Origin of the sequence: Clostridium novyi NT (assembly GCF_000014125.1) — a bacterium.
Taxonomy (GTDB): domain Bacteria; phylum Bacillota; class Clostridia; order Clostridiales; family Clostridiaceae; genus Clostridium_H; species Clostridium_H novyi.
On sequence record NC_008593.1, the window covers coordinates 2,191,174 to 2,215,403 of the forward strand.

The 24,230-nt window shown below is 29.9% G+C and carries 21 protein-coding genes, 4 tRNA genes and 2 riboswitches; of the genes, 4 read left to right on the forward strand and 21 right to left on the reverse strand.

What is annotated here, in order from left to right; all coding sequences use genetic code 11:
- Positions 1 to 91: 91 nt before the first annotated feature.
- Positions 92 to 213, reverse strand: a riboswitch (FMN riboswitch).
- Positions 214 to 270: 57 nt separating this feature from the next.
- Positions 271 to 2,427, reverse strand: a complete 2,157-nt coding sequence (locus tag NT01CX_RS10160) for a Tex family protein (RefSeq protein WP_011722957.1) — start codon at positions 2,425 to 2,427, stop codon at positions 271 to 273.
- A gap of 200 nt (positions 2,428 to 2,627) precedes the next feature.
- Positions 2,628 to 2,831: a DUF1657 domain-containing protein gene (locus tag NT01CX_RS10165; protein ID WP_011722958.1), complete on the reverse strand. Its 204-nt coding sequence runs from the start codon at positions 2,829 to 2,831 to the stop codon at positions 2,628 to 2,630.
- 251 nt (positions 2,832 to 3,082) lie between these two features.
- Here NT01CX_RS10165 and NT01CX_RS10170 point away from each other — a divergent pair, with 251 nt between their 5' ends.
- Positions 3,083 to 3,403 (forward strand): hypothetical protein, encoded by a 321-nt coding sequence (locus NT01CX_RS10170; protein WP_039227369.1) that lies wholly within the window; start codon positions 3,083 to 3,085, stop codon positions 3,401 to 3,403.
- Between the two features lie 78 nt (positions 3,404 to 3,481).
- Here the strand turns inward: NT01CX_RS10170 and prfB are convergent.
- A protein-coding gene (prfB, locus tag NT01CX_RS10175) for a peptide chain release factor 2 (protein ID WP_141639440.1) occupies positions 3,482 to 4,586 on the reverse strand; the annotation gives its coding sequence in 2 pieces (ribosomal slippage) (positions 3,482 to 4,507 and positions 4,509 to 4,586; 1,104 coding nt in all).
- Between the two features lie 70 nt (positions 4,587 to 4,656).
- On the reverse strand, positions 4,657 to 7,161 hold the full coding sequence (gene secA, locus NT01CX_RS10180) for a preprotein translocase subunit SecA (protein ID WP_011722960.1): 2,505 nt from the start codon (positions 7,159 to 7,161) through the stop codon (positions 4,657 to 4,659).
- Between the two features lie 233 nt (positions 7,162 to 7,394).
- On the opposite strand from secA, the gene NT01CX_RS10185 reads away from it, so the two are divergent.
- On the forward strand, positions 7,395 to 8,168 hold the full coding sequence (locus tag NT01CX_RS10185; protein WP_011722962.1) for a hypothetical protein: 774 nt from the start codon (positions 7,395 to 7,397) through the stop codon (positions 8,166 to 8,168).
- A 28-nt stretch (positions 8,169 to 8,196) separates the two neighbouring features.
- Here NT01CX_RS10185 and hpf read toward each other — a convergent pair whose 3' ends face one another.
- The 9 genes from hpf to NT01CX_RS10230 form a co-directional block, all read right to left on the reverse strand.
- Entirely contained in the window at positions 8,197 to 8,733 is a 537-nt protein-coding gene (gene hpf / locus NT01CX_RS10190; RefSeq protein WP_011722963.1) for a ribosome hibernation-promoting factor, HPF/YfiA family, read from the reverse strand.
- 256 nt (positions 8,734 to 8,989) lie between these two features.
- Complete coding sequence (locus tag NT01CX_RS10195; RefSeq protein WP_011722964.1) at positions 8,990 to 9,670, reverse strand: ComF family protein; 681 nt, start codon at positions 9,668 to 9,670, stop codon at positions 8,990 to 8,992.
- Positions 9,643 to 10,665 carry a hypothetical protein gene (locus NT01CX_RS10200; RefSeq protein ID WP_011722965.1) on the reverse strand — a complete coding sequence of 341 codons (1,023 nt, stop codon included), beginning with the start codon at positions 10,663 to 10,665 and terminating at the stop codon, positions 9,643 to 9,645. The genes NT01CX_RS10195 and NT01CX_RS10200 overlap by 28 nt, the downstream gene beginning before the upstream one ends.
- 23 nt (positions 10,666 to 10,688) lie before the next feature.
- Entirely contained in the window at positions 10,689 to 12,896 is a 2,208-nt protein-coding gene (locus NT01CX_RS10205; RefSeq protein WP_011722966.1) for an SF1B family DNA helicase RecD2, read from the reverse strand.
- Between the two features lie 120 nt (positions 12,897 to 13,016).
- On the reverse strand, positions 13,017 to 14,192 hold the full coding sequence (metK, locus tag NT01CX_RS10210; RefSeq protein ID WP_011722967.1) for a methionine adenosyltransferase: 1,176 nt from the start codon (positions 14,190 to 14,192) through the stop codon (positions 13,017 to 13,019).
- A 70-nt stretch (positions 14,193 to 14,262) separates the two neighbouring features.
- Positions 14,263 to 14,367, reverse strand: a riboswitch (SAM riboswitch).
- A gap of 165 nt (positions 14,368 to 14,532) precedes the next feature.
- A tRNA-Tyr gene (locus NT01CX_RS10215) sits at positions 14,533 to 14,617 on the reverse strand.
- A 40-nt stretch (positions 14,618 to 14,657) separates the two neighbouring features.
- Positions 14,658 to 14,733: transfer RNA gene (locus tag NT01CX_RS10220), tRNA-Val, on the reverse strand.
- A gap of 9 nt (positions 14,734 to 14,742) precedes the next feature.
- Positions 14,743 to 14,827 (reverse strand) — tRNA-Tyr (locus tag NT01CX_RS10225).
- A 4-nt stretch (positions 14,828 to 14,831) separates the two neighbouring features.
- Positions 14,832 to 14,907 (reverse strand) — tRNA-Thr (locus tag NT01CX_RS10230).
- Between the two features lie 252 nt (positions 14,908 to 15,159).
- On the opposite strand from NT01CX_RS10230, the gene NT01CX_RS10235 reads away from it, so the two are divergent.
- On the forward strand, positions 15,160 to 15,879 hold the full coding sequence (locus NT01CX_RS10235; protein ID WP_011722968.1) for a tRNA 2-thiocytidine(32) synthetase TtcA: 720 nt from the start codon (positions 15,160 to 15,162) through the stop codon (positions 15,877 to 15,879).
- A 104-nt stretch (positions 15,880 to 15,983) separates the two neighbouring features.
- The gene (gene yyaC / locus NT01CX_RS10240) at positions 15,984 to 16,526 is read left to right on the forward strand and encodes a spore protease YyaC (RefSeq protein WP_039243354.1); all 543 of its coding nucleotides are present in this window, start codon (positions 15,984 to 15,986) and stop codon (positions 16,524 to 16,526) included.
- A gap of 56 nt (positions 16,527 to 16,582) precedes the next feature.
- Here yyaC and NT01CX_RS10245 read toward each other — a convergent pair whose 3' ends face one another.
- The 8 genes from NT01CX_RS10245 to atpD all read right to left on the reverse strand — a co-directional run bounded on the left by NT01CX_RS10245 (position 16,583) and on the right by atpD (position 24,230).
- Complete coding sequence (locus tag NT01CX_RS10245; protein WP_011722970.1) at positions 16,583 to 17,614, reverse strand: rod shape-determining protein; 1,032 nt, start codon at positions 17,612 to 17,614, stop codon at positions 16,583 to 16,585.
- Positions 17,615 to 17,749: 135 nt separating this feature from the next.
- Positions 17,750 to 18,004: a sporulation transcriptional regulator SpoIIID gene (gene spoIIID / locus NT01CX_RS10250; RefSeq protein WP_003364190.1), complete on the reverse strand. Its 255-nt coding sequence runs from the start codon at positions 18,002 to 18,004 to the stop codon at positions 17,750 to 17,752.
- A gap of 136 nt (positions 18,005 to 18,140) precedes the next feature.
- Positions 18,141 to 18,905, reverse strand: a complete 765-nt coding sequence (locus NT01CX_RS10255) for a M23 family metallopeptidase (RefSeq protein ID WP_011722971.1) — start codon at positions 18,903 to 18,905, stop codon at positions 18,141 to 18,143.
- Between the two features lie 175 nt (positions 18,906 to 19,080).
- A complete protein-coding gene (gene spoIID / locus NT01CX_RS10260; RefSeq protein ID WP_011722972.1) occupies positions 19,081 to 20,109 on the reverse strand; it encodes a stage II sporulation protein D in 1,029 nt (342 codons plus the stop codon).
- A 162-nt stretch (positions 20,110 to 20,271) separates the two neighbouring features.
- Positions 20,272 to 21,531: a UDP-N-acetylglucosamine 1-carboxyvinyltransferase gene (murA, locus tag NT01CX_RS10265; RefSeq protein WP_011722973.1), complete on the reverse strand. Its 1,260-nt coding sequence runs from the start codon at positions 21,529 to 21,531 to the stop codon at positions 20,272 to 20,274.
- A gap of 30 nt (positions 21,532 to 21,561) precedes the next feature.
- Complete coding sequence (locus tag NT01CX_RS10270) at positions 21,562 to 22,263, reverse strand: YwmB family TATA-box binding protein (RefSeq protein ID WP_011722974.1); 702 nt, start codon at positions 22,261 to 22,263, stop codon at positions 21,562 to 21,564.
- A gap of 159 nt (positions 22,264 to 22,422) precedes the next feature.
- Complete coding sequence (locus tag NT01CX_RS10275) at positions 22,423 to 22,818, reverse strand: F0F1 ATP synthase subunit epsilon (protein ID WP_011722975.1); 396 nt, start codon at positions 22,816 to 22,818, stop codon at positions 22,423 to 22,425.
- Between the two features lie 17 nt (positions 22,819 to 22,835).
- Positions 22,836 to 24,230, reverse strand: coding sequence for a F0F1 ATP synthase subunit beta (atpD, locus tag NT01CX_RS10280; protein WP_011722976.1), 1,395 nt, complete (start codon positions 24,228 to 24,230; stop codon positions 22,836 to 22,838).

The following is a 24,230-nucleotide window of genomic DNA, read 5'->3' on the forward strand; positions in this document are numbered from 1 at the left end:
TTTGCTATCTTCAAGGTTATGGGTAGAGCTGCAATCAAAAAGCCCTAATAACATAAAGTTATCAGGGCAAAAAATCATATTAAAACTCTATCTATACCTTCTCTCATCCAGACTTTACTGTCGGTTTTGGAATCTCACCAAATCAGCCATACCAAGTATAGCTCGCGGACTTTAACCGCCGGTCGGGAATTACACCCTGCCCTGAAGATACTATTAACTTATTTATTTTCTTAAATTAATTATACTATTACTTTTCAGAAAATTCAATATCTACTTCTTCATAGAAAGAGATATTCTTCCCCTTTTCTCGTCTACCTCTAATACTCTAACTTCAACTATGTCTCCTACTTTAACTATATCAAGTGGATTCTTTACAAACTTATCTGATAGCTGACTTATATGCACTAATCCATCTTGATGCACTCCAATATCAACAAAAGCTCCAAAATCGGCTACATTTCTTACTGTACCAGTAAGCATCATTCCTGGTTTTAGTTGATTTATATCTACTATTCCCTTTTTAAATATTGGTTTTGGAAGTTCTTCTCTTGGGTCACGACCTGGCTTTTTAATTTCTTTAATAATATCTTTAAGAGTTGGCACTCCAACTTCTAATTCTTTAGCTAAGTTTTCTATTCCACTTTCTTTAACTTTAGCATCTATATCATCTAACTTTCCGTTTTTTATGTCTTCTTCTGTATACCCTAACATCTTCAAAAATTCTTTAGTGGCTTTATAAGATTCTGGGTGAACAGCTGTATTATCAAGAACTTCATTGCTTTCTGTAACTCTTAAGAAACCTGCACATTGCTCAAAGGCTTTAGGTCCAAGTCTCTTTACTTTTAATAACTCTTTTCTATTTTTAAACTTACCATTTTCTTCTCTATATTCAACAATGTTTTTTGCAATAGTTGAATTAACTCCTGAAATATATGATAAAAGTGAAGGTGTTGCTATATTTAAATCTACTCCAACACTATTTACTACATCTTCCACAACACCACTTAGAGATTCATCTAGTCTCTTAGGTGCAACATCATGTTGGTATTGCCCAACCCCTATAGATTTTGGATCAATTTTAACAAGTTCAGCCATAGGATCTTGAAGTCTACGTCCTATTGATATTGCTCCCCTTATTGATACATTTATGTCAGGGTACTCTTTTGATGCAAGTTCTGATGCCGAATATACAGATGCTCCTGCCTCTGATACTACAACATAAAACAAGTCTTTCCCTGTTTCTTTCTTCACTTCATCAATAAGTCTTGCTAAAACTTCTTCTGATTCTCTACTTGCTGTTCCGTTTCCAAGTGAAACAACATCTACATCATGTTTATAAACAAGTTCTTTAAGTATTTTAATTGAACCTTCTACATCATTTTGTGGAGCAGTTGCATATACTGTTGCAGTGTCTAAAAGCTTTCCTGTATCATCTAGAACTGCTATTTTACATCCTGTTCTAAATCCAGGGTCATATCCTAATACAACCTTACCTTTTATTGGAGCCTGCACTAAAAGCGCACTTAAATTAGCCTTAAAAACTTCAATTGCTCCTTCTTCTCCTTTGTCAGTAAGTTCTGCTCTTATTTCTCTTTCAATTGATGGATATATAAGTCTTTTTAATGAATCTTCTACACTTTCCTCAATGAACTTATCTGTAATTTCATTATCTTTTTTAGATTTTTTATTTAAATAATCTATTATTTTATCTGTATCACATACTACCTTTACAGATAAGATTTTTTCTTTTTCTCCTCTATTTATTGCAAGTATTCTATGAGAAGGTATTTTAGATACAGCTTCTGAATATTCATAGTACATTTCATATGGAGTTGGTTCGTCGCTACTTCCACTGCACTCAATAACTCCATTTTTTCTAACGTATTCTCTTATCCACTTTCTGTATTCAGCTTCATCTGAAATTGCTTCAGCTACTATATCTTTAGCTCCATTTAAAGCATCAGCAATAGTCATAACTTCTTTTTCTTCGTTTATAAACTCTTTTGCATACTCTTCTATATTTCCAGTGAATTCACCACTTAATATAACTTCTGCAAGAGGTTTTAATCCCTTTTCAACAGCTATTGTAGCTCTAGTTCTTTTTTTAGGTTTAAATGGTCTATATATATCCTCAACCTCTGTTAAAGTCTCACACTTATTAATTTTTGATTCTAATTCATCTGTTAACTTTTCTTGTTCTGCAATTATTCTTATTACATCTTTTTTTCGCTCTTCTAAGTTTCTTAAATATGTAAGTCTTTCAGCAAGATTTCTTAAAACCACATCATCAAGTCCACCAGTTTTTTCTTTTCTATATCTAGCTATAAACGGGACAGTATTTCCTCCATCTAAAAGCTCAATAACACTGTCTACTTGTTTTAATTTAATATTAAATTCCTTTGCTAATTTATCATTAATATTCGTCATGGTTTCCTCCATCCTATCTTTAAATATAGTTGCTCTCGCTCTCATAATTTTACATTAATATAAATCAAAAGTCCAATCCACAATATTTATTATGTATATAGGTATTTTTATTTAAATTTCTTGTCTGAACTATATATTTAAAATAAAAAAATCCTATGCTTTAGTTTAAATTCTAAAACATAGGATTTTTTATCTTAATTTTAGTCTCTGTATTGAGGTTCTTCTTGTTTAACGAAATCAAGTCTTCCTTGAATAGTTTGAGCAACATTTTCAACAGTTGTTGATAATTGTTTAAACATTTGTTTAGCCTCTTGGTTATCTGTATCTAGTGAGAATGTTTTTAAATCAGCTGATAACCCTTTAGCTGAAGCTACCGCTTGTTCTAGTTTTGTTCCTGTTGGCATTTAAAATTCCTCCCTTGTTCTTGCTTGATTTTTAACATTAATAGTTTAACCCAATATATTAAAAATATTAGAGCTTTTAATAATGACATTTTTACCATAAAAACATAAGTATACAATTATATAATTTTTATAAATAAAATTATATAATGTAACACATATCCATTATTTTACATAATATATTAAAGAGACAAGCTTTATAGCTTGTTACCTTTTACAATATTTCTGAAGATTACAAGGAGGTTCACTTTTAAATGAAAAATAATGCAAAAGTAATAATTCTTATTTGCGAACAAAGTAGTGGTTGGTGTCACTGTAATGACATATACGTTTCTTATTCCAGTGATAGGAGAATTCCTAGAGGTTCAAACTGCGCCTATGCTCTATCTAAACTTCTTGGATATGGATATCAAATAGTAAGTACACAAACTATGGATAACTGTTGCAATCAAATCATATATACTCTAGCAAAGGTAAGTAGACCAAAACCTTTACCAAAACCAAAGCCAATTCCAAAACCAGATACTTGCGATGTATGTGAAGAAGAACATGATGATTGCTGTTCAATTTGCTGATTTGTAAAACAATAAAAAGACATATAAAGGGAACCCAAGTTCCATTTATATGTCCTTTTTAATTACTCATATTAAATTTTAATTATTAGCCTTTAAATATTCTAATATAAATATATCTATATCTCCATCCATAACTGCATCAACATTTCCCATTTCAGTGTTAGTTCTATGGTCTTTTACCATAGTATATGGTTGGAATACATATGATCTTATTTGACTTCCCCAACCTATTTCTTTTAAGTCTCCTGAAAGGTCTTCTATTTTCTCTTTATGAGCTCTTTCTTTAAGTTCAACAAGTTTAGATTTAAGCATACTCATGGCAGTATCTTTATTTTGGAATTGACTTCTTTCACTTTGACTTTGTACTACAATTCCAGTTGGAATGTGAGTTATTCTAACTGCTGAATCTGTTTTGTTTATGTGCTGTCCACCAGCTCCACTAGCACGATAAGTATCTATTCTTAAATCATCTGCTTTTATTTCTATGTCTTGATTTTCCTTAAGTTCAGGTATTACTTCTAATGATGCAAATGATGTTTGTCTTTTTCCATTAGCATTAAAAGGAGATATTCTAACTAAACGGTGGATTCCTTTTTCAGCCTTTAAATATCCATAAGCAAATTCACCTGTTATTTTAAGATTTGCACTTTTAATTCCAGCTTCATCTCCAGGAAGTATATCCAGTACATCTACTTTATATCCTCTTTTTTCTGCCCATCTTGTATACATTCTTAGTAGCATTTCAGTCCAATCTTGAGCATCAGTTCCACCAGCTCCAGAATGAAGAGTTACTATTGCATTGTTTTTATCATATTCACCTGAAAGTAAAATTTCCACTTTAAAGTTATCTATTATACTTTCAATTTCTTCTACTTCATTTAATATTTCTTCTATAGAAGATTCATCCTCTTCTTCAATACTCATTTCTATTAACACTTCTAAATCTTCTATGCGTGTTTTTGTAGAGTTATATCCATCAATTCTGTCTTTTATACCTTTTGCTTCCTGAGTAATTTCTTGAGCTTTATTTATATCGTCCCAAAAATCACTTTCCTGCATTTTATGTTCAAGTTCTCCAAGTCTTTTTTCCATCTTAGCGATGTCAAAGTGAAACCCTCACTTCGTCTAAATTTGAGTTTAATTCAGTAACTTTGTTATTTGCTTCTTCTAACTGAATTATCATAAAATCACCCTTTCTATAAACAATAATTAATAAATTAAAAAATCCAGTTATACTGGATTTTTTAATTTATCTATCTTCCACAACAATTTTTATATTTCTTTCCACTTCCGCATGGGCAAAGATCGTTTCTACCAATCTTTTCTTCTTTTCTCTTTATTGGCTCATGACTTCCGCCTTCACCATCATTTATATTAGTAGAAGTTTCTCTTGCAACTCTTTCTCTTTCAATGTTCTTTTCAACTTGAATATGGAATAAGTATTTTACAGTATCAGTTTTTATTCCATTGATCATTTCATCAAACATTTCACTACCTTCAAATTGATATGCTTGAACTGGATCTTGTTGTCTATAAGCTCTAAGTCCCATACCTTGTCTTAAATGATCCATATTATCAATGTGATCCATCCACTTAGTATCAACAATTCTTAGAAGAATTACACTTTCTATTTCTCTCATTCTTTCTGGAGTTACTTCTTCTTCTTTTTCACTATACATTTTTTCTGCTATATCAATTAAAATTTCTTTTATTTCATCATCAGATTTTATTTTAAGTTCATCTACAGTTACAACATTCTTTGGTAAATAAATTTCTTGTAGATAAGCTAATAATTTTTCTAAATCTTCTTCTAAAGTTTCATCAAGTCCACTCATATGAGCATCAACAGCTTCAGATATAACAGATCTTATCATTTCTTGAATATCTTCTTTTAAAGATTCACCTTCAAGAACTTGTGATCTTTGTTTGTAAATAACTTCTCTTTGTTGATTCATAACATCATCATATTGTAATACGCTCTTTCTTACATCAAAGTTATTTCCTTCAACTTTCTTTTGAGCGTTTTCTATTGCATTACTAACCATTCTACTTTCAATTGCATCTTCATCAGTTAATCCTAATTTTTCAACAACGCCTTGTAATCTATCTGACGCAAATATTCTCATTAGATCATCTTCTAATGATACATAGAATCTAGAATATCCAGGGTCTCCTTGACGACCAGAACGTCCTCTTAATTGGTTATCTATACGTCTTGATTCGTGTCTTTCTGTACCTATTACTTTAAGTCCGCCTACTTCTTCAACGCCTTCTCCAAGTTTAATATCAGTACCACGACCAGCCATGTTAGTAGCTATAGTAACCATACCTTTTTCACCAGCATGAGAAATTATTTCAGCTTCTTTTTCATGATACTTAGCATTTAATACTTGATGTGGGACTCCTTTTCTCTTTAACATATCTGATAGAAGTTCAGATTTTTCTATACTTACTGTACCAACAAGAACTGGTTGTTGCTTTTTATACGTTTCAGCAATTTCATTAACTATAGCTTTAAATTTAGCTTTTTCAGATTTATAAACTACATCTGGAGCATCTATTCTTGCAATTGGTCTATGTGTAGGAATAACTATTACATCAAGTCCATATATTTCTCTAAATTCAGCTTCTTCTGTTTGAGCAGTACCTGTCATACCAGAAAGCTTTGTATACATTCTAAAGTAGTTTTGGAATGTTATTGTTGCAAGAGTTTTTGACTCTTTTTGAATTTTAACATTTTCTTTAGCTTCTATAGCTTGGTGAAGACCGTCACTGTATCTTCTACCTTCCATAAGTCTTCCTGTAAATTCATCGACTATTATAACTTCATTATCTTTAACCATATAGTCCTTATCACGTTTCATTGTGTAATTAGCCTTTAACGCTTGAACTACGTGGTGTTGAATTTGCATATTATCTCCATCACCATAGTTATCTATATGGAAGAATTTTTCTGCCTTTTCAATACCTTGTTCAGTTAAAATAACTGAGTTAGTCTTTTCATCTACTGTATAATCATCTTCTTTTAAAGTTTTAGCAAAGAAATCTGCAACTTTGTAAAAGTCAGTGGAGTTATCTCCTTCTCCTGATATTATAAGTGGAGTTCTAGCTTCATCAATTAAAATAGAGTCAACTTCGTCCACAATACAGAAGTTTAGCTTTCTTTGAACTCTTTCTTCTTTATAAATAACCATGTTATCTCTTAAATAGTCAAATCCAAATTCATTATTTGTTCCATAAGTTATATCACAATTATAAGCTTCACGTCTTTGTTCATTATCTAAGTCATGAACTATAACTCCTGTAGTTAATCCTAAAAATCCATACAGTTGTGACATTTGATCTCTATCTCTTTTAGCTAAGTAGTCATTTACTGTAATTACATGAACACCTTTGCCTGATAATGCATTTAAGTATGCTGGAAGTGTTGCAACTAATGTTTTACCTTCACCTGTTTTCATTTCCGAAATTCTACCTTGGTGAAGAACAATACCACCTATAAGCTGTTCTCTAAAGTGTCTCATACCAAGAACTCTAGCTGAAGCCTCTCTTGCTACAGCAAACGCTTCTGGTAATATATCATCTAATGTTTTACCCTTCGCTAACATATCTTTGAATTCATCTGTTTTATTTCTTAACTCTTCATCTGTTAATTTTTTAAACTCTTCTTCATAAGAATCTATTTTATTAATTATTGGTATAATCTTTTTTATTTCTCTACTACTATATGTACCAAATATCTTTTCAAACAATCCCATTACTTTCATCCTCACTAAATTATATTTTTTCGCTATTATACTTTGTTATACTTTATGATTATATCACCTATTTATAAACCGTTCAATATTATACTTTTTAAATAGTTTTTGTTTGTATTGGCAAAGTTTTCTCCTGTATTATAAATTATATTTATGTATTTTCTTGTTTTTTTATGTATTTTTTTATATACTATTTGTAAAAGTTTATATATTAATATGGAAGGATTTTTATTATGCTGCCTAATGAACCGTGCTTTTTATTTAATATAGATATGCTATTTAAAAATAATACTGTAGATGTAGCTGCATTAAAATTCATAAATAATATTTCACCATATAATTGTTTTTTTTTCACAGATGAATGTGATATAAGTCATCATTCTTGTTATGAAAAACTTATAAATAGTAATTTTTCATGTAAATACAACAATATATTATCTCCAAACTTTGTTTTAATACAATACATAAAAAAAATATATGGAAATTTCTCTGCATCTTCAATAAGCAATTCTAAGGATATACATGATTTTACAGAATTAAAAATTCCAGTGAATACCGTAAACCCAAACTTTATATTTATAAACACAACAAAATTATCCTCTTATGATTTAGCATTTTTAAAAAATACTAAGAGTATTATATCATTTTCTTATAAATTATGTCGTTCAGGCAACATGAAGTGTAATGTTTGCAAAAATAAATGTATTCTTGAATATATAATCAACACTTTTAGTGACAGAATATTAGTTCCTGATAGACATATATTAACTACTTCGTCTAATGCTTTTAGTAAATTAAATATGCATTCTAGGAACTTAATTTTAGTAGTAAATAAGCTTACTGCCGAATATGCTTTAGCTTATAAGCATGGTCGTAAAGTAATATTAATTTTAAATGATGATTTCACTCTTAAAGACTATATAAACTCAGAATATGAAGCAAATATAGCATTTAAAGATTTTGAGCATTTTTTAAATTTTTTTAAAAAACAAAAGGAGACTTTATAGCCTCCTTTTTAAATCATTCTAAACTCTTCTAAAATTCTGGTTCTATTAATCCATATTGACCGTCTTTTCTTTTATATAACACATTTACTTCTTCAGTTTCTGCATTTGTAAATACGAAGAAGTTATGTCCTAATAACTCCATTTGAAGAACTGCTTCTTCTCTGCTCATTGGCTTTATTGCAAATCTTTTTGTTTTTACTATTTTTGATTCTATATTATCCTCATCATCTTTTGGGACATATTCAGGTATAAATTGAAACTTTAATGCATCTCCATGTTTTCTTCTTTGTAATTTAGTTTTTTGCTTTCTTATTTGTCTTTCTAATTTTTCTAAAACTATATCTATAGCAGCGTACATATCACTATTAGAATCTTCAGCTCTTAATATAACACCATTAAAAGGTATTGTAACCTCTACAATTTGACTATTCTTTTGTACACTTAGGGTAGTAATGACTTCTACATTAGGATCAAAATATTTATCTAATTTAGATAACTTTCTTTCTACTGCATCCCTCAATCCTTCTGTTACTTGAATATTTTTTCCATTAACCTTTATGTTCATAAAGCCAGCCCCTTTCATGCATATCTTCTAGTTTTAACATCTTATAATTAATGTTTGGAAGATATAATTTATTATCTTTTATATATATATTTTATAACCTATTTAAAATATTAACAACTAATCCAACATTAGTTTACTGAAAATTTAGTCAATTTTTACTGTAAGAAACTTGTTTCTCTCTATATATCATAATGTTAATATAGTAACCTCTAAAGGATATTTTTTTAGTTATATGCTATAATGTAGTGTAGAGGGTTTAAAAATTACTTTTAGCTACAGTTAATATAATAACATCCTCAGCACCATTTTTCTTTAACTCTTTTGCACAATAAAAAGTAGTTGCCCCTGTAGTTAAAACATCATCTACTAGTAAGACCTTTTGTTTTTTAAGTTTACCATTCCCTACATATATAAATGATTCCTTTAAATTTTCCCATCTTTCATACTTTCCCAAACCTATTTGATCTTGTGTCCTTTTGCTTTTTTTTAAAGTATTTAAAAGTTTCTTTTCCGTTTTCTCAGCTACTAACTTAGCTAAATACTTACTTTGATTGTATCCTCTCTCTTTTAACTTATTTTTAGAAGATGGTACATATGTAACAATATCAAATTTTATATCATAAAGTTCTATAGTATTTATAAGATATCTTAAAAGTTCTTTCCCTGCTAAAAATTGACCTTTATATTTTAAATTTAATATTAACTCTTTTGTAATTCCACTATAATATAATGAACTATAACACCAAAACTTATATGCACCCTTATTAATTACTGTCTTTTTATTGCACAGCTTCATATTTCTAATACAATCTAAACATAACACTCTATTAGCTTCTGAAATTTCTTCACAAATTATACATTTTTCTTTTCCGCTATAGATTACATCAAGAAAACAATTTATATAGTATTTTATATTTTTAACAAATTCATTTCCCATGCTTCTTTATTAAAATACCTCGTTATTTTTTTTGCCTTATCAATATTATCTGTTTCATAATTTCCTAGGAATATTACTTCTCCATTATGTCTATTTTCATTTATACCCACTTTACCACAAAGATATACTAACTTTTTATAATTAAATTCTTCACTATTTGCAAAAAACACCATGACATTTAAGCTTTTAAATTTAAAATCTATATTACTAATATTATTTGTTATGACTATACAATCATTTAAATCCTTTATATTATATAAAACTTTACTAGAACTCTTTCCATTTATATATTTAATGGTATTTGGCGTTAAATCTTTGCAGTATTTATATAAATATTTATAAACATTTTCTACCTTCTTTTCATCTGGAACAAAAATTATCATTTTATGATTATCTTTTATAGACCATTTTATATACTCATAAATTACATATGGTATGTCCTTATTTATATCTATTTTAGTTTCTATAAATTTAGGTTCAATTATTGGTATAAAATTATCCCTTATAGGAAAAGTTACTTCATTATTATTATGAAATATTTTTTCAATTACATATGTTATTATTTTTCCCTGTTTATCACATAAGTTTATTGCAATTTCTAAAATATCTTCCATAGTATCATCTGAAAAACTTTTTATATCATCATAAATGACTAAATCAAATTTATCATTTATATTTTTAGCTTTATATGAAGGCGTTATAACTAGGGCACTTTTATTTAAATCATCGCAACCACTATAATAAGTGTAATCTGTAAAATTTGTATACTTTTTTATGTTGTTTATTATAACTATGTTGCTAGGGTTTTCATTAGTTATATATAAAACTCTTTTTTTATTTCTTACAAAGAACATTATAACTTTTAAAAATATTTCAGAAAAATTATAAGGTGGCGATACTATATTTAAAAATTTTTCTTCAGATAAACTCCATCTGAGTATTTTATTAATTATTATATTTTTAACATCTATATTATTTTTATTTATAGTATACATATCTGCCCTCCTTATTTATATTTTTAATTTTCTTCTAATATGTTTAATATTCTCCATTTTAAAGCTGAATATCTGTCAAAACTTCTATTATTATTTATCATAAAGTGAATTGCTTTATTTATCCCAACTAAAACTACCATTTGTTTAGCTCTTGTAATTCCTGTGTAAAATAAATTTTTGTTCATAAGAAGCGGCGGTCCCATAAACACCGGCATTATAACTACAGGAAATTCACTTCCTTGACTTTTATGAACTGTCATAGCATAAGCAAGTTCTAATTCATCTAAATACATATTATCATATACAACTTTTTTATCCTCATCAAAGACCACTGTTACCTTATCATCATTTATGGATAATATATATCCAACATCCCCATTAAATACTCCAACCCCTTCTTCACTATGATCATATATAGATGTCCATTTTAGATTATAGTTATTTTTTGTTTGCATCACCTTGTCTCCAACTCTAAATGTTACATCTCTAAATTCCAATTCGTCTTTATCTTTAGCTTTAGGATTTAATACTTCTTGAAGTCTCAAATTTAAATTTTCTATTCCTAAAAGTCCCTTTCTCATAGGAGATAGTATTTGGATATCCTTTATTTTGTTCCAATTTTGATTAAAGTTAGGAAGTCTTTTATCTATAAGTCCCACCAATGTATCTAATATTTTGTCCGACTCTTGAGAGTTTAAAAAATAAAAATCCTTTCCTTTTTTATTTAGTATAGGCATTTCACCATTGTTTATTTTATGTGCATTAACTACAATCATGCTTTCCTCAGCCTGCCTAAATATATCTCTTAATCTAACTACATTTATACATTTACTCTCTATTAGATCACGAAGAACATTTCCAGGTCCAACTGACGGTAACTGATCTGCGTCTCCCACAATTATAAGTCTAGTTCCCATAGGTATAGCCTTTAGGAGATTATTCATAAGCAGTATATCTATCATTGAGGCTTCATCTACTATTACAACATCACATTGAAGTGGCGATTCTTCTGTTTTTAGAAATTCCATATTATCATCATCACTAAATCCAAGTTCTAATAATCTATGTATTGTTTTAGATTCTCTTCCTGTAGCTTCACTCATTCTTTTAGCTGCTCTTCCTGTTGGAGCTGCCATAAATACAGTCATAGAGGCATTTTCAAATATCTCTGTAATACATTTTATTATAGTGGTTTTTCCCGTACCAGGTCCCCCTGTTATTATCTCAATTCCACCTTCAAATGCACCCTTTATAGCTTGTATTTGAGTAGGCGCAAAGCTTATATTATTATCTTTTTCGAACTCTTGTATTTTATCATCTACATCTATATTTAACTTTCCATAATCACTTGTGCTTAAAGTCAATATTTTACTTGTAACAGACAATTCACAGTAATAATAAGGCATTGTAAATACATATTCTTCATTATTTATAGTCTCAATTTTTAATTTTCCATTTAATACTGTCTCTTGAATGTTATTCATAATTTCTTCTTCATTAACCCCAAGCACATCTACTGATTGCTTTAATAACTTTTCTAATGGCATACATGTATTTCCCATACCACAAAATTGATTTACTATGTACTTTATACCACATTGAATTCTAAAAGGTGAATTGGATTCAATCCCTAAGCTTCTGGCTATTTTATCTGCTGTCTTAAATCCTATTCCTGATATATCTTCCGTTAGTGTATAAGGATTTTGTTTCACAACTGCAATAGAATCATGACCATATTTTTTATGTATCTTTACACACTGCTTTGCTGTTACTCCATAAGTCTGTAAAAACACCATTATGTTTCTTACTTCTCTTTGTTTTGAGTATGATTTAGCTATGGTTTCAATCTTTTTTGTACCTATCCCATCAATCTCTTTAAGTTTTTCAATATCTTCATCTAATACATCTAGTGTTTTTTCTCCAAAATGTTCTACTATTTTTTTCGCAGTTACAGGTCCTATTCCTGATATAATACCTGAAGATAAGTATTTTTCTATTCCTTCTAAAGAATTTGGAACTATTTCTTCGCAAGATGTAACTTTAAATTGCTGTCCAAAGTGAGGATGATTAACCCACTGACCCTGTAATTTTAGATTTTGACCTTCCATTACATATGGTATACACCCTGTTATAGTTATTCTCTTTTTATTAGATTTTACATGAGCTACTACATAACCATTTTCTTCATTTTTAAATACTATACCTTCTACAGTTCCATTTAACTCAGTCATAGCAAACCCTCTCCTAAACTTAATTCATTTAAATTAATTATAAGATATAGCTATATTATTCTCAACTAATAAAAGACCAATACCTACTCGGCATTGGTCTTTCTATAATCATTTATATAATTAGATGTATTTTTTTATTTCGTCAACTTTATTTAATTGTTCCCATGGAAGTTCTACATCAGTTCTACCAAAGTGACCGTATGCAGCTGTTTGCCTGTATATTGGTCTCTTTAATTCTAAATCTCTAATAATTGCTCCTGGTCTTAAATCGAAAACTTTATTTACGATATCTACTATTTTGCTATCTTCAATTTTTTCTGTACCAAAAGTATTTACTAAAAGTGATACTGGACGAGCAACTCCTATAGCATAAGCAAGACCTATTTCGATCTTATCTGCAACACCTGCTGCAACTAAGTTTTTAGCAACCCATCTTGCTGCATAAGCTGCTGATCTATCAACCTTTGTTGGGTCTTTTCCAGAGAAAGCACCACCGCCGTGTCTTCCTGATCCGCCGTATGTATCAACTATTATTTTTCTTCCTGTAAGACCTGTATCTCCATGAGGTCCACCTATTACAAATCTTCCTGTTGGGTTAATGTAATATTTTGTTTCGTCATCTAACCATTCATTAGGTACAACAGTCTTTATTACATGTTCCATAATATCCTTTTGAATTTGTTCTTGAGTAACTTCTGGATCATGTTGTGTAGATACAACTACTGCATCTATTCTAACTGGTTTGTTATCTTCGTATTCAACTGTAACTTGAGTTTTACCATCTGGTCTTAAATATGCTAATGTACCATTCTTTCTAACTTCAGCTAATTTTCTTGAAAGTTTATGAGCCATGTTAATTGGTAGTGGCATATATTCTTTTGTTTCGTTTGTAGCAAAACCAAACATTATACCTTGGTCTCCAGCACCAATTGCTTCTACATCGTCTTTTTGTCCTTGTCTTGATTCTAAAGCTTCATCAACACCCATAGCTATATCTTGTGATTGTTCATCTATAGATGTTAATACAGAACAAGTTTCTGCATCAAAGCCATATTTTGCTCTTGTATATCCGATATCTGAAATAACTTCTCTTACAACTTTAGGAATATCAACATAACAATTAGTTGATATTTCTCCCATAACCATAACCATTCCTGTAGTTACTGCTGTTTCACAAGCAACTCTTCCATTTGGGTCATTTTTTAATATAGCATCTAATATAGCATCAGAAATTTGGTCGCACATTTTATCTGGATGTCCTTCTGTAACGGACTCCGAAGTAAATAATCTTCTCATTTATATATACCTCCCAAAAATAAAACCTCTTCTTAGAATTTAAAAGAAGAGGTTGTTTAATCACTTTAAATTCTTATCTTGCAGATTATACTGCAGGAATTAGCACCTTAGTATTTATTTATATACTGGTTGCCGGGCTTCATAGGGCCATTCCCTCCACCTCTCTTGATAAGATGTTACTTATCCAATATTGAATTTTCGAATTTAATATTAACATATACACATTACTATGTCAATAATAGTATACTGTTATTTGTAAGTTATAATAACAAACTAATACAAATTTATAATATATATTTTAATGCAAAATAAAATAAGAGACATATTAATGTCTCTTAGATGGTGGAGGAAGATGGATTCGAACCATCGAAGCGAAACGCAACAGATTTACAGTCTGCCCCCTTTGGCCACTCGGGAATTCCTCCATATTTAGTTTTGAAATATCTATGCCAACTGTTTTATAAATGGTGGGCACAACAGGGCTCGAACCTGTGACCCCCTGCTTGTAAGGCAGATGCTCTCCCAGCTGAGCTATGCGCCCATTTATAAATGGTGGAGGAAGATGGATTCGAACCATCGAAGCGAAACGCAACAGATTTACAGTCTGCCCCCTTTGGCCACTCGGGAATTCCTCCTTGTTGGTGCTGGCACCAGGACTTGAACCCGGAACCTACTGATTACAAGTCAGTTGCTCTACCAGTTGAGCCATGCCAGCTTACTTTATCTTTTGTTTTCTCGTTGACACTTCCCCGCGCCAACGAATATTAGTATACATTGATATTTAATTTATTTCAAACGTCATTTTTATCTATTTAAACAGATTTTCTTTTATTTTATTCATTTTTCACCATTATTCTCATTTTTACTCATGTATTTGATTTTAAATATTCATATTTTCCCCTCTTTATTTGTGTAGTTTACTATATTATAATAAGGTTCATAATTTCATTTAATTTGGAGGATACATATGCAAAAATTATTAAGCAGACTACGTAGAGCTGTAGTCGATTTTGATTTAATTCAAGCTGGTGACAAAATAGCTGTAGGTTTATCCGGTGGTAAGGATAGCATAACTTTATTATATTTACTTAACGCATACAAAAGATTTTCTCCAGAACCTTTTGAGCTAATAGCAATCACTTTAGATCCAGGTGCTGGGGCAGACTTTTCTGAAATGATAAGAATTTGTAAAGAATTAAATGTTCCATATTATTTATTTAAAACTAAAATCAAGGAAATAGTTTTTGATATAAGAAAAGAATCTAACCCTTGCTCTTTATGTGCAAATTTAAGAAGAGGTTCTCTAAATGATCATGCTAAAAAACTTGGCTGTAATAAAGTAGCTTTAGGACATCATAAAAATGACGCTATTGAAACTTTACTTATGTCCATGTTCTATGAAGGTCGTATAAATACATTTTCACCTGACACATATTTAAGCCGTACAGATCTTCATATAATAAGACCTATGATTTACATTGATGAACAAAACATAAAAACATTTATTAAGAACTCTAATATACCTATAGTTGAAAACCCTTGTCCTGCAAATGGGTTTACTAAAAGAGAATATATGAAGGATCTTACATATTCTCTTGAAAAAGATATACCAGGATTAAAAAATAATCTTCTTAATTCACTTTCAAATATAGAGCAACTTAATATATGGCATAAAAAAATTAAATAAATTTTTCTTTTACAATAAAAGGTTGATACAAATTCAACCTTTTTCTTTTTGACTTTCATAATGTTTAAAAGCCTTACATATAAATTATCAAGGAGGTGTGGCTTTTGAATAAAGTTCGAGTTCACTATGATGATAATTTATCTTATTATGAAATAGCCTATTTTTTTAAAGATTACATTAACGAAGATACTATTATTGTATGTATTGGTACAGATAGATGTATAGGGGATTGTCTAGGACCTTTAGTAGGTACTATGTTAACTCTTAAAAACTTTCCTCTAAAAGTGTACGGAACAATTTCTAATCCAATACATGCTTTAAACATAGATAAAAAATTAAAAGAAATAAAACATTTATATCCAAATTGCAATATAATAGGCATAGATGCTTGTTTAGGTAACGAAAAAAATATAGGAGAAATTCAAGCTAGAACATCCCCTATTCACCCTGGAAAAGGTGTTGGAAAATCACTTCCTAACGTAGGTAAAACCTCCATAATAGGTATTGTAGATTCTAGCGATTCTAATGAACTATTTACCAATAGAAATATAAGATTAGATCTTATTGTTAATATGTCAAAAGTTATTGTACATTCTTTAATACATGCATATTATCTTTATCAGCTAAAAAATAGATATAATGATTGAGTGGAATATAAAACGCCCTATAATAAAATTATAGGGCGTTTTATATTAAGTATAGATTAATCTATTAAGTTTATATCTCTTCCTTTATAAGATGCATCTATTTTATCTAAGAACTTTAGTACATTTCCAGTACCAAGTGCCACTGATGAAACAGATTCTTCTGCAACAGATACAGGAACTTTTGTTACTTGTTCAATTAATTTATCTAAACCATGTAATAAAGCTCCGCCACCAGTCATAACAATACCTTTATCAGCTATATCAGCTGCAAGTTCTGGTGGAGTTTTTTCTAGTACTGAGTGAGTGCATTCTGCAATAGCATTAACAGATTCACTTAGAGCTTCTCTCATCTCTTCTGATGTTATTGTTAAATTCTTAGGAAGACCAGTAACCAAATCTCTTCCCTTGATATCCATTGTTGCATTTTCTTCTCTCTTAAATGCAGTACCTATGTTTATTTTTAATTGTTCCGCTGTTCTTTCGCCTATCATAAGCTTGTGTTTTTTTCTTATGTATTTTATTATATCTTCATCAAAATTATCTCCGGCAATTTTAATTGAATTTCTAACAACCATACCGCCTAATGAGATTACCGCAATATCAGTAGTTCCTCCACCAATATCAATAACCATATTACCACTTGCCTTAGTTATATCAAGACCAGATCCAATAGCAGCCGCTAAAGGTTCTTCTATTAAGAACACTTTTTTAGCTCCAGCATTTACTGCTGCATCTTTTACAGCTCTTTTTTCCACCTCTGTAGCTTCACATGGAACACATATAACAACCCTTGGAGCTCCTACTTTTTTCTTTCCACATGCTTTTCTAATAAAATGTTTTAACATTCTTTCAGTTATATCATAATCAGATATAACTCCATCCTTCAAAGGACGAATAGCTACTATATTTCCTGGTGTTCTTCCTATCATTTGTCTTGCTTCTTCTCCAACTGCTAAAACCTTGTTTTTATTTCTATCAATAGCGACAACTGATGGTTCTTGTAATACAATTCCTTTTCCTTTAATATAAACTAGTACTGTGGCTGTACCTAAATCTATCCCCATATCTGTACTCATTCTGAAAAACATTCCAATTTTCACTCCTGCTCTTTGCTATATATTCTACTCTATGACATTATCTATACTTATTATATACGTTTATGTTGATTTATTCCATAGGATTACATAAAATTACTTATATTTCGCATAAAAACAGGATTTTTTTTAACCTTCTAATGTTTTATATTTCATTCTAGTGGCTTTTCCACCTCTTATATGTCTCTCTGATTTATTTAAATCTAACACATCCTTAGCCTCTTTGGCTACTTGTGGATTTATTTTAGGTAATCTTTCAGTCATATCTTTGTGTATCGTACTTTTACTTACGCCAAAAACTTTAGCTGTTTTCCTTATTGTAGCTTTAGATTCGATTATATACTTTGCGACTTCTAGCACTCTTTCTTCAATGTAATCTTTCAAAGTAATTGCTACCTCCTTAACCTTATATATTTATAAATATGCATTTATTTTCTTTTAAATTACTATGTCTACTTATTATTTAGCCATCTTCCGAATAGACTCGGAAAATGGCTTTTAAATGTGTACTTAAGATAAATTAATATTTTATATATTTTTCTGGATTTTCACTTGCAAATTGAGGATCTCCATCTGCTTTTTTAAGTATTTCAAGATGTAAGAAATCACTACCTACTTCTTGTGACATACCTCTTAAGGAAGTCTTTCCAATTGATCCTATTTCTTGTCCTTGTGTTACTTTGTCGCCTTTTTTAACCTTTAGTTTTTTATCTAAATTTCCATAGACACTAGTTTTTCCGCTTTCTGGGTGATAAATAACTACTGTTGTTCCAAAAGAACCATTGTTATCTACCTTTTTAACTTTTCCATCTGCAATAGCTTTTACAGCTGTACCTACTTTTGCATTTATGTTTATTCCAAAGTTTGGTCTATATGATTTTGAAGTTTCCCACCATACTGGTGTTTCTGAATATTTCATAGCAACCTTTCCTTCAACTGGTTTTATGAAATTAGTTTGTGATACTTTAGAAACTGAAACTTCTTTTTTTGAATTATTTGCAACATTTTTCTTTTGTTTTGAATTATTTTTTACCTCAACAGCGTTATCTATCTTTTTATCTTCTTGTAATAGAGCATCCTTTGTTTTTGAGTTCATCTTTTGATTTTGTTTTTGCTGTACATTATTAGTAGCTTCATTTTTGGCAACCTTTCTAGCTTCTTTAGTATTGCTTGCTGTTATTGCTGTAACTACAGCTAATACAGTTAAACAAACAAATAGAGCTATATAAAAGCCTTGTTTCTTTAAAAAATTAGTAAAACTTTTTTTATTATCCTTGTTTTCCATAAAAACACCTCCTTTTTGTAGTTTGTCCGTTAGCAAATAAAAAATACATTTTTTTATTAAAAATTTTTCCTCTTTTTCCATTACTTTTAGACATATTTCGATTTTATGTATATAAAAAAGGTTATTAGTAATGATTCTTACCAATAACCCAAAACTTATCCAACCTATATACTATTTATTTTTTAACATTTAATTTTATTACATCAGTCCCTTTGTAATAATGCTTTAAAATCTCATTATAGTCATATCCCTTGTTTGCCATAGCTTTACTGCCCCATTGACTCATTCCAACCCCATGTCCATATCCTCTACAAGTTATAATCATATTATTATTTTTAAATGCTATATCAAAATTAGATGAATTTAATCCCATAATACTTCTAAACTTACTTCCACTTATAGTTTTTTCCCCAATCTTAATCTTCATTACAGTTCCTGCTTTACTTTTTTCTAATATGCTTATTTGATTTTTTAATTTTTTTGATTTTACATTACAACTTGAATTCCAACTATTTAATTTATCAGCTGCATAATCACAATTAACTGTTTTACTTGAAATATATTTATGTGCTTTTTCCTCTCCAGGACTATCAACACTTTTTAAATATGGTATTTCTTTATTAAATACATTTACTGCATCTTCTGTTTTACCACCACTTGTAGAAAAGTAATAGGGACTCATGACCAATTCTCCATCATAAGATAAAACTTCACCCTCTGTTTCTTTTACAGCCTGTGTAATTTTGTCCCAGAATTCTTTTCTTTTACTTTTAGGCCACATTTTAAGCCTTTCATCTTTATACATGAAAACTTGAAAATCAGTAGTATCATTTACGTCTCCCCCATGAGCTTTAGGCGCATTTCCTGCACCAAAAGCTTCTTTGTGTGCTAGGGCATATGTTCTAGCTGCAACTGCTTGAGATTTTAATGCTTCTAATGGAAATTCTACTGGCATTTCCGCTGATACAACTCCCTTAACATAGTCCTCAAGGTCAATTGAATCTATAGTCTTCTTTTTTGTTATGTACACCTTCATTTTTAATTCATCTTTACTGTAACTAGACTTTATCTTACTTTCAGCCTTAGGAACATACTTTTTATTTGTATTTGAACTTTCCTCATGAGTTCCTACCCCTACTATAAACACTGAAAGCCCCATGATAAATACTATAACTAATACTATACTTAAAATAACCTTTTTCATTAAGTTTCTCCTTATCTTTAAATTTCGCAAGATTAGTATATTTGTATTAAATCTACAACTCATATATTACTGATTATTAAAATTTTATATAAAAATAGACTGCGAATTTATACTCTATTTATAAATAAACTCACAGTCTATAACTATTAAAAAATTATTCTTCTATTCCTGTATTCTCTTTACATCCGCACCTAATCCTAAAAGTTTGTTTTCTATATTTACATATCCTCTGTCCACATGATATATATTTCCTATCTTTGTACATCCTTCTGCCGCAAGTCCAGCTAATATTAATGCTGCTCCTGCCCTTAAATCAGTTGCTTTAACTTCACACCCTGTTAACTTGTTCACCCCCTCAATAACTGCACACCTTCCATCTATTTTTATGTTTGCTCCCATTCTCTTAAGCTCACAAACATGCATAAATCTATTTTCAAAAATAGTTTCAGTTATAACACTAGTACCTTCTATTGTACATAAAAGGCTCATTACTTGTGCTTGCATATCTGTTGGAAATCCTGGATATGGCATTGTCTTTATATCTGCTGGTTTTAAGTTATTATCTCCATTTACAATTATGCTATTGTTGTGCTTTTCAATACCAACTCCTATTTCATCTAACTTAGCTATAATAGGATTTAAATGAGCAATGTTTACATGATTTAATTTTATTTTACTTTTTGTTATTGCTGCAGCAACCATAAATGTTCCAGCTTCAATTCTATCTGGAATAGGAGTATACTCTGTTCCTTTTAATTCTTTAACTCCATCTATTATAATTCTATCAGTTCCCGCACCTTTTACTTTAGCTCCCATAGCATTTAAAAAATTCGCTAAATCTTGTATTTCAGGCTCTCCTGCTGGATTTTCTATTATCGTTTGTCCTTCTGCAAATACCGATGCCATCATTATATTTTCCGTAGCACCTACTGATGGAAAATCTAAATATATCTTATTTCCTACTAATTTATCTGCTGAGGCTTCTACATAGCCATGTCCAACATTTATTGTTGCTCCTAGTGCCGAAAATCCCTTTAAGTGCAAATCAATAGGTCTAGTACCTATATTACATCCTCCAGGCAATGATAATCTAAACTTTCCGAATCTAGCAATCATAGGACCCATAATAAGAAATGATGCTCTCATTTTTCTTACAAGTTCACTATTAGGTTCTTTATCTATAACATTTTTAGTATCTATTGTCATTACATTATCTTTACAATTTATGTGTATATCAGCATTTAAATCTCTTAGTACATCACTTATTACAAATACATCATTTAACATAGGAGTATTTTTTATTGTGCATTTATCTGCACATAATATACTAGCTGCTATTATTGGAAGAATAGCATTTTTAGCTGAACTTATATTAACTTCCCCTCTAAGCTTTTTACCACCTTTTATTAATATCTTTTCCACTTATATCCTCTCCATTTCATTGTTGCTTAGCTAGTAGGTTGTAATTATTTCAGGAGTTCCGATTGTAATATATTCTCCTGAAGAATAATTACTTAATGCATAATTAAAATCCATCAATTTACCATTAATTTTCTTAGGTTTATATTGACGAGTATATGCACAAGTAGTAAATCCATTATTTATCTCTATAGAATCAATATTTTTAGCCCCTTTACTTTTTAGTAATCCTATTAGGTTTTCATTTACTTTATTTAAATTGCATTTAGGTAATTTAGCTTTTAAATATTGATAATTTATGTTTTCTTCTTCTGATATCTTATTTTCTATGTTTTTAACCCATTTATTTATTTGCTCTAAATTATTGTATTTTTCTTTTTCAGTAATTCTTATTTTTACTAATGGATTAGAATTTAAATTTTCTATTGATATAAGTCCTTTTGTACTGTTTCCATAACTAAATTTAATATCACAATTCTCGTTATTTTTACATATAGAAGTATGACCATTATAATTATTAATAATTTCATGCTTAAAGTAACTTATTAACTCTTGTCCATTTATTTTTGTTGTAAAATGAGTTTCAACTCCATATTCCTCCACATTACTTCTAGTAGTCTCTATTATTTCATCAAAAAAGTTTATATTTTTATATGCATAAGATATTTTGTAATTTAAAAGTATGGCTATTGCGCTTATAAAAAACACCACTATGTTTCTTATCTTATTATCCATGTTTACCCCTCCCTGTTTTCTCTTTAGATTATTAACATACCTCAGGTAATATATACCTAAAATATACTATTAATATATAATTTTACATATAAAAATGTGCAAAAATAAAGTGGTGTAAATGACAATTTGTCGTTTACACCACTTTATTTTTGGATAGCTTTATACCATCTCTATTCTTTTTATTGCTCTCATTAATGCGAATTCAGCTCTTTTTATATCAACACCATCTTTTTTAGATAGTCTTTCTTCCGCTCTTTTTTTAGCTTCCTCCGCTCTTTTTTTATCTATTTCTTCTGGCCACTCTGCTGCATCACAAAGTATTACAACTTCCTCTGTATTAACTTTTAAGATTCCAGATGATAAGAAAAATTTCTTTTCCTCTCCTTTGTCTGTAATAAGTTTTGAGTTAGTTGGTACTAGCATTGCTATGAATGCTGAGTGATTAGCTAATATTTCAGTTTTGCCTTCAGTAGTTTCTAAATTAATTTTTTCAGCTTCTCCTTCAAAGAATATCTTTTCTGGAGTAACTATTTTTAATTTAAATGTTTTTGCCATAGTTATCTCTCCTATTATTATGACATAGTCTTAGCTTTTTCTAAAGCTTCTTCTATAGATCCAACAAATAGGAAGGCCGCTTCTGGCACATCATCATATTTACCTTCTATTATCTCTTTAAATCCTCTAACAGTTTCTTTTACAGGAACAAATTTACCCTTCATACCTGTAAATTGTTCTGCTACAGTAAATGGTTGAGATAAGAATCTTTGTACCTTTCTCGCTCTTGATACTACTAGTTTATCTTCTTCTGAAAGTTCATCAACACCTAATATTGCTATAATATCTTGAAGTTCTTTATATCTTTCTAATATATGTTTAACATTAATAGCAACATCATAGTGTTCCTGTCCTATAACTCTAGGATCTAATATTCTTGAAGTAGATTCTAGTGGATCAACTGCAGGATATATACCAAGTTCAGCTATGCTTCTTGATAAAACTGTTGTAGCATCAAGATGGGCAAAAGTAGTAGCTGGTGCTGGGTCTGTTAAGTCGTCAGCAGGAACATATACTGCTTGAACTGATGTTATAGAACCATGCTTTGTAGATGTTATTCTTTCTTGAAGCGCACCCATTTCTGTTGCTAGTGTTGGTTGGTATCCAACGGCACTAGGTATTCTTCCAAGTAAAGCTGACACCTCTGAACCTGCTTGAGTGAATCTAAATATGTTGTCTATGAATAAAAGTACGTTTTGTCCTTGATCCCTGAAATATTCTGCCATAGTAAGTCCTGTAAGAGCAACTCTCATTCTTGCTCCAGGTGGCTCATTCATTTGACCAAATACTAGTGCTGTTTTATTTATAACACCAGATTCTTTCATTTCATAGTAAAGGTCATTACCTTCTCTTGTTCTTTCTCCAACTCCTGTAAATACAGATAATCCACCGTGTTCCTTCGCTATATTGTTGATTAATTCTTGAATTAATACTGTTTTACCTACTCCAGCTCCTCCAAATAGACCTATCTTACCACCTTTTTGATAAGGTGCTATTAAGTCTATAACTTTTATACCAGTTTCAAACATCTCAGGTTCAACTGATTGTTCTTCAAAAGTTGGGGCTGGTCTATGAATTGGATAATATTCTTCAGCTTTAAATTCGCCCTCTTCATCTATAGTTTTTCCTAATACGTTGAACAATCTTCCTAATATCTCACTTCCTACAGGTACTGATATTGGCTTTTCAGTATTAACGGCTTTCATACCTCTTTTTAAGCCTTCTGTAGATTCCATAGCGATAGTTCTTACAACGTCATCTCCTATGTGTTGTTCTACTTCAGTTATAAGAATTCTATCACCCATATCAATTTCTATAGCATTATAAATATTAGGAAGGCAGTCAGAATCAAATTTTATATCTATAACAGGTCCTATTACCTGTACAACTCTACCTACATTATTATCCGGCAT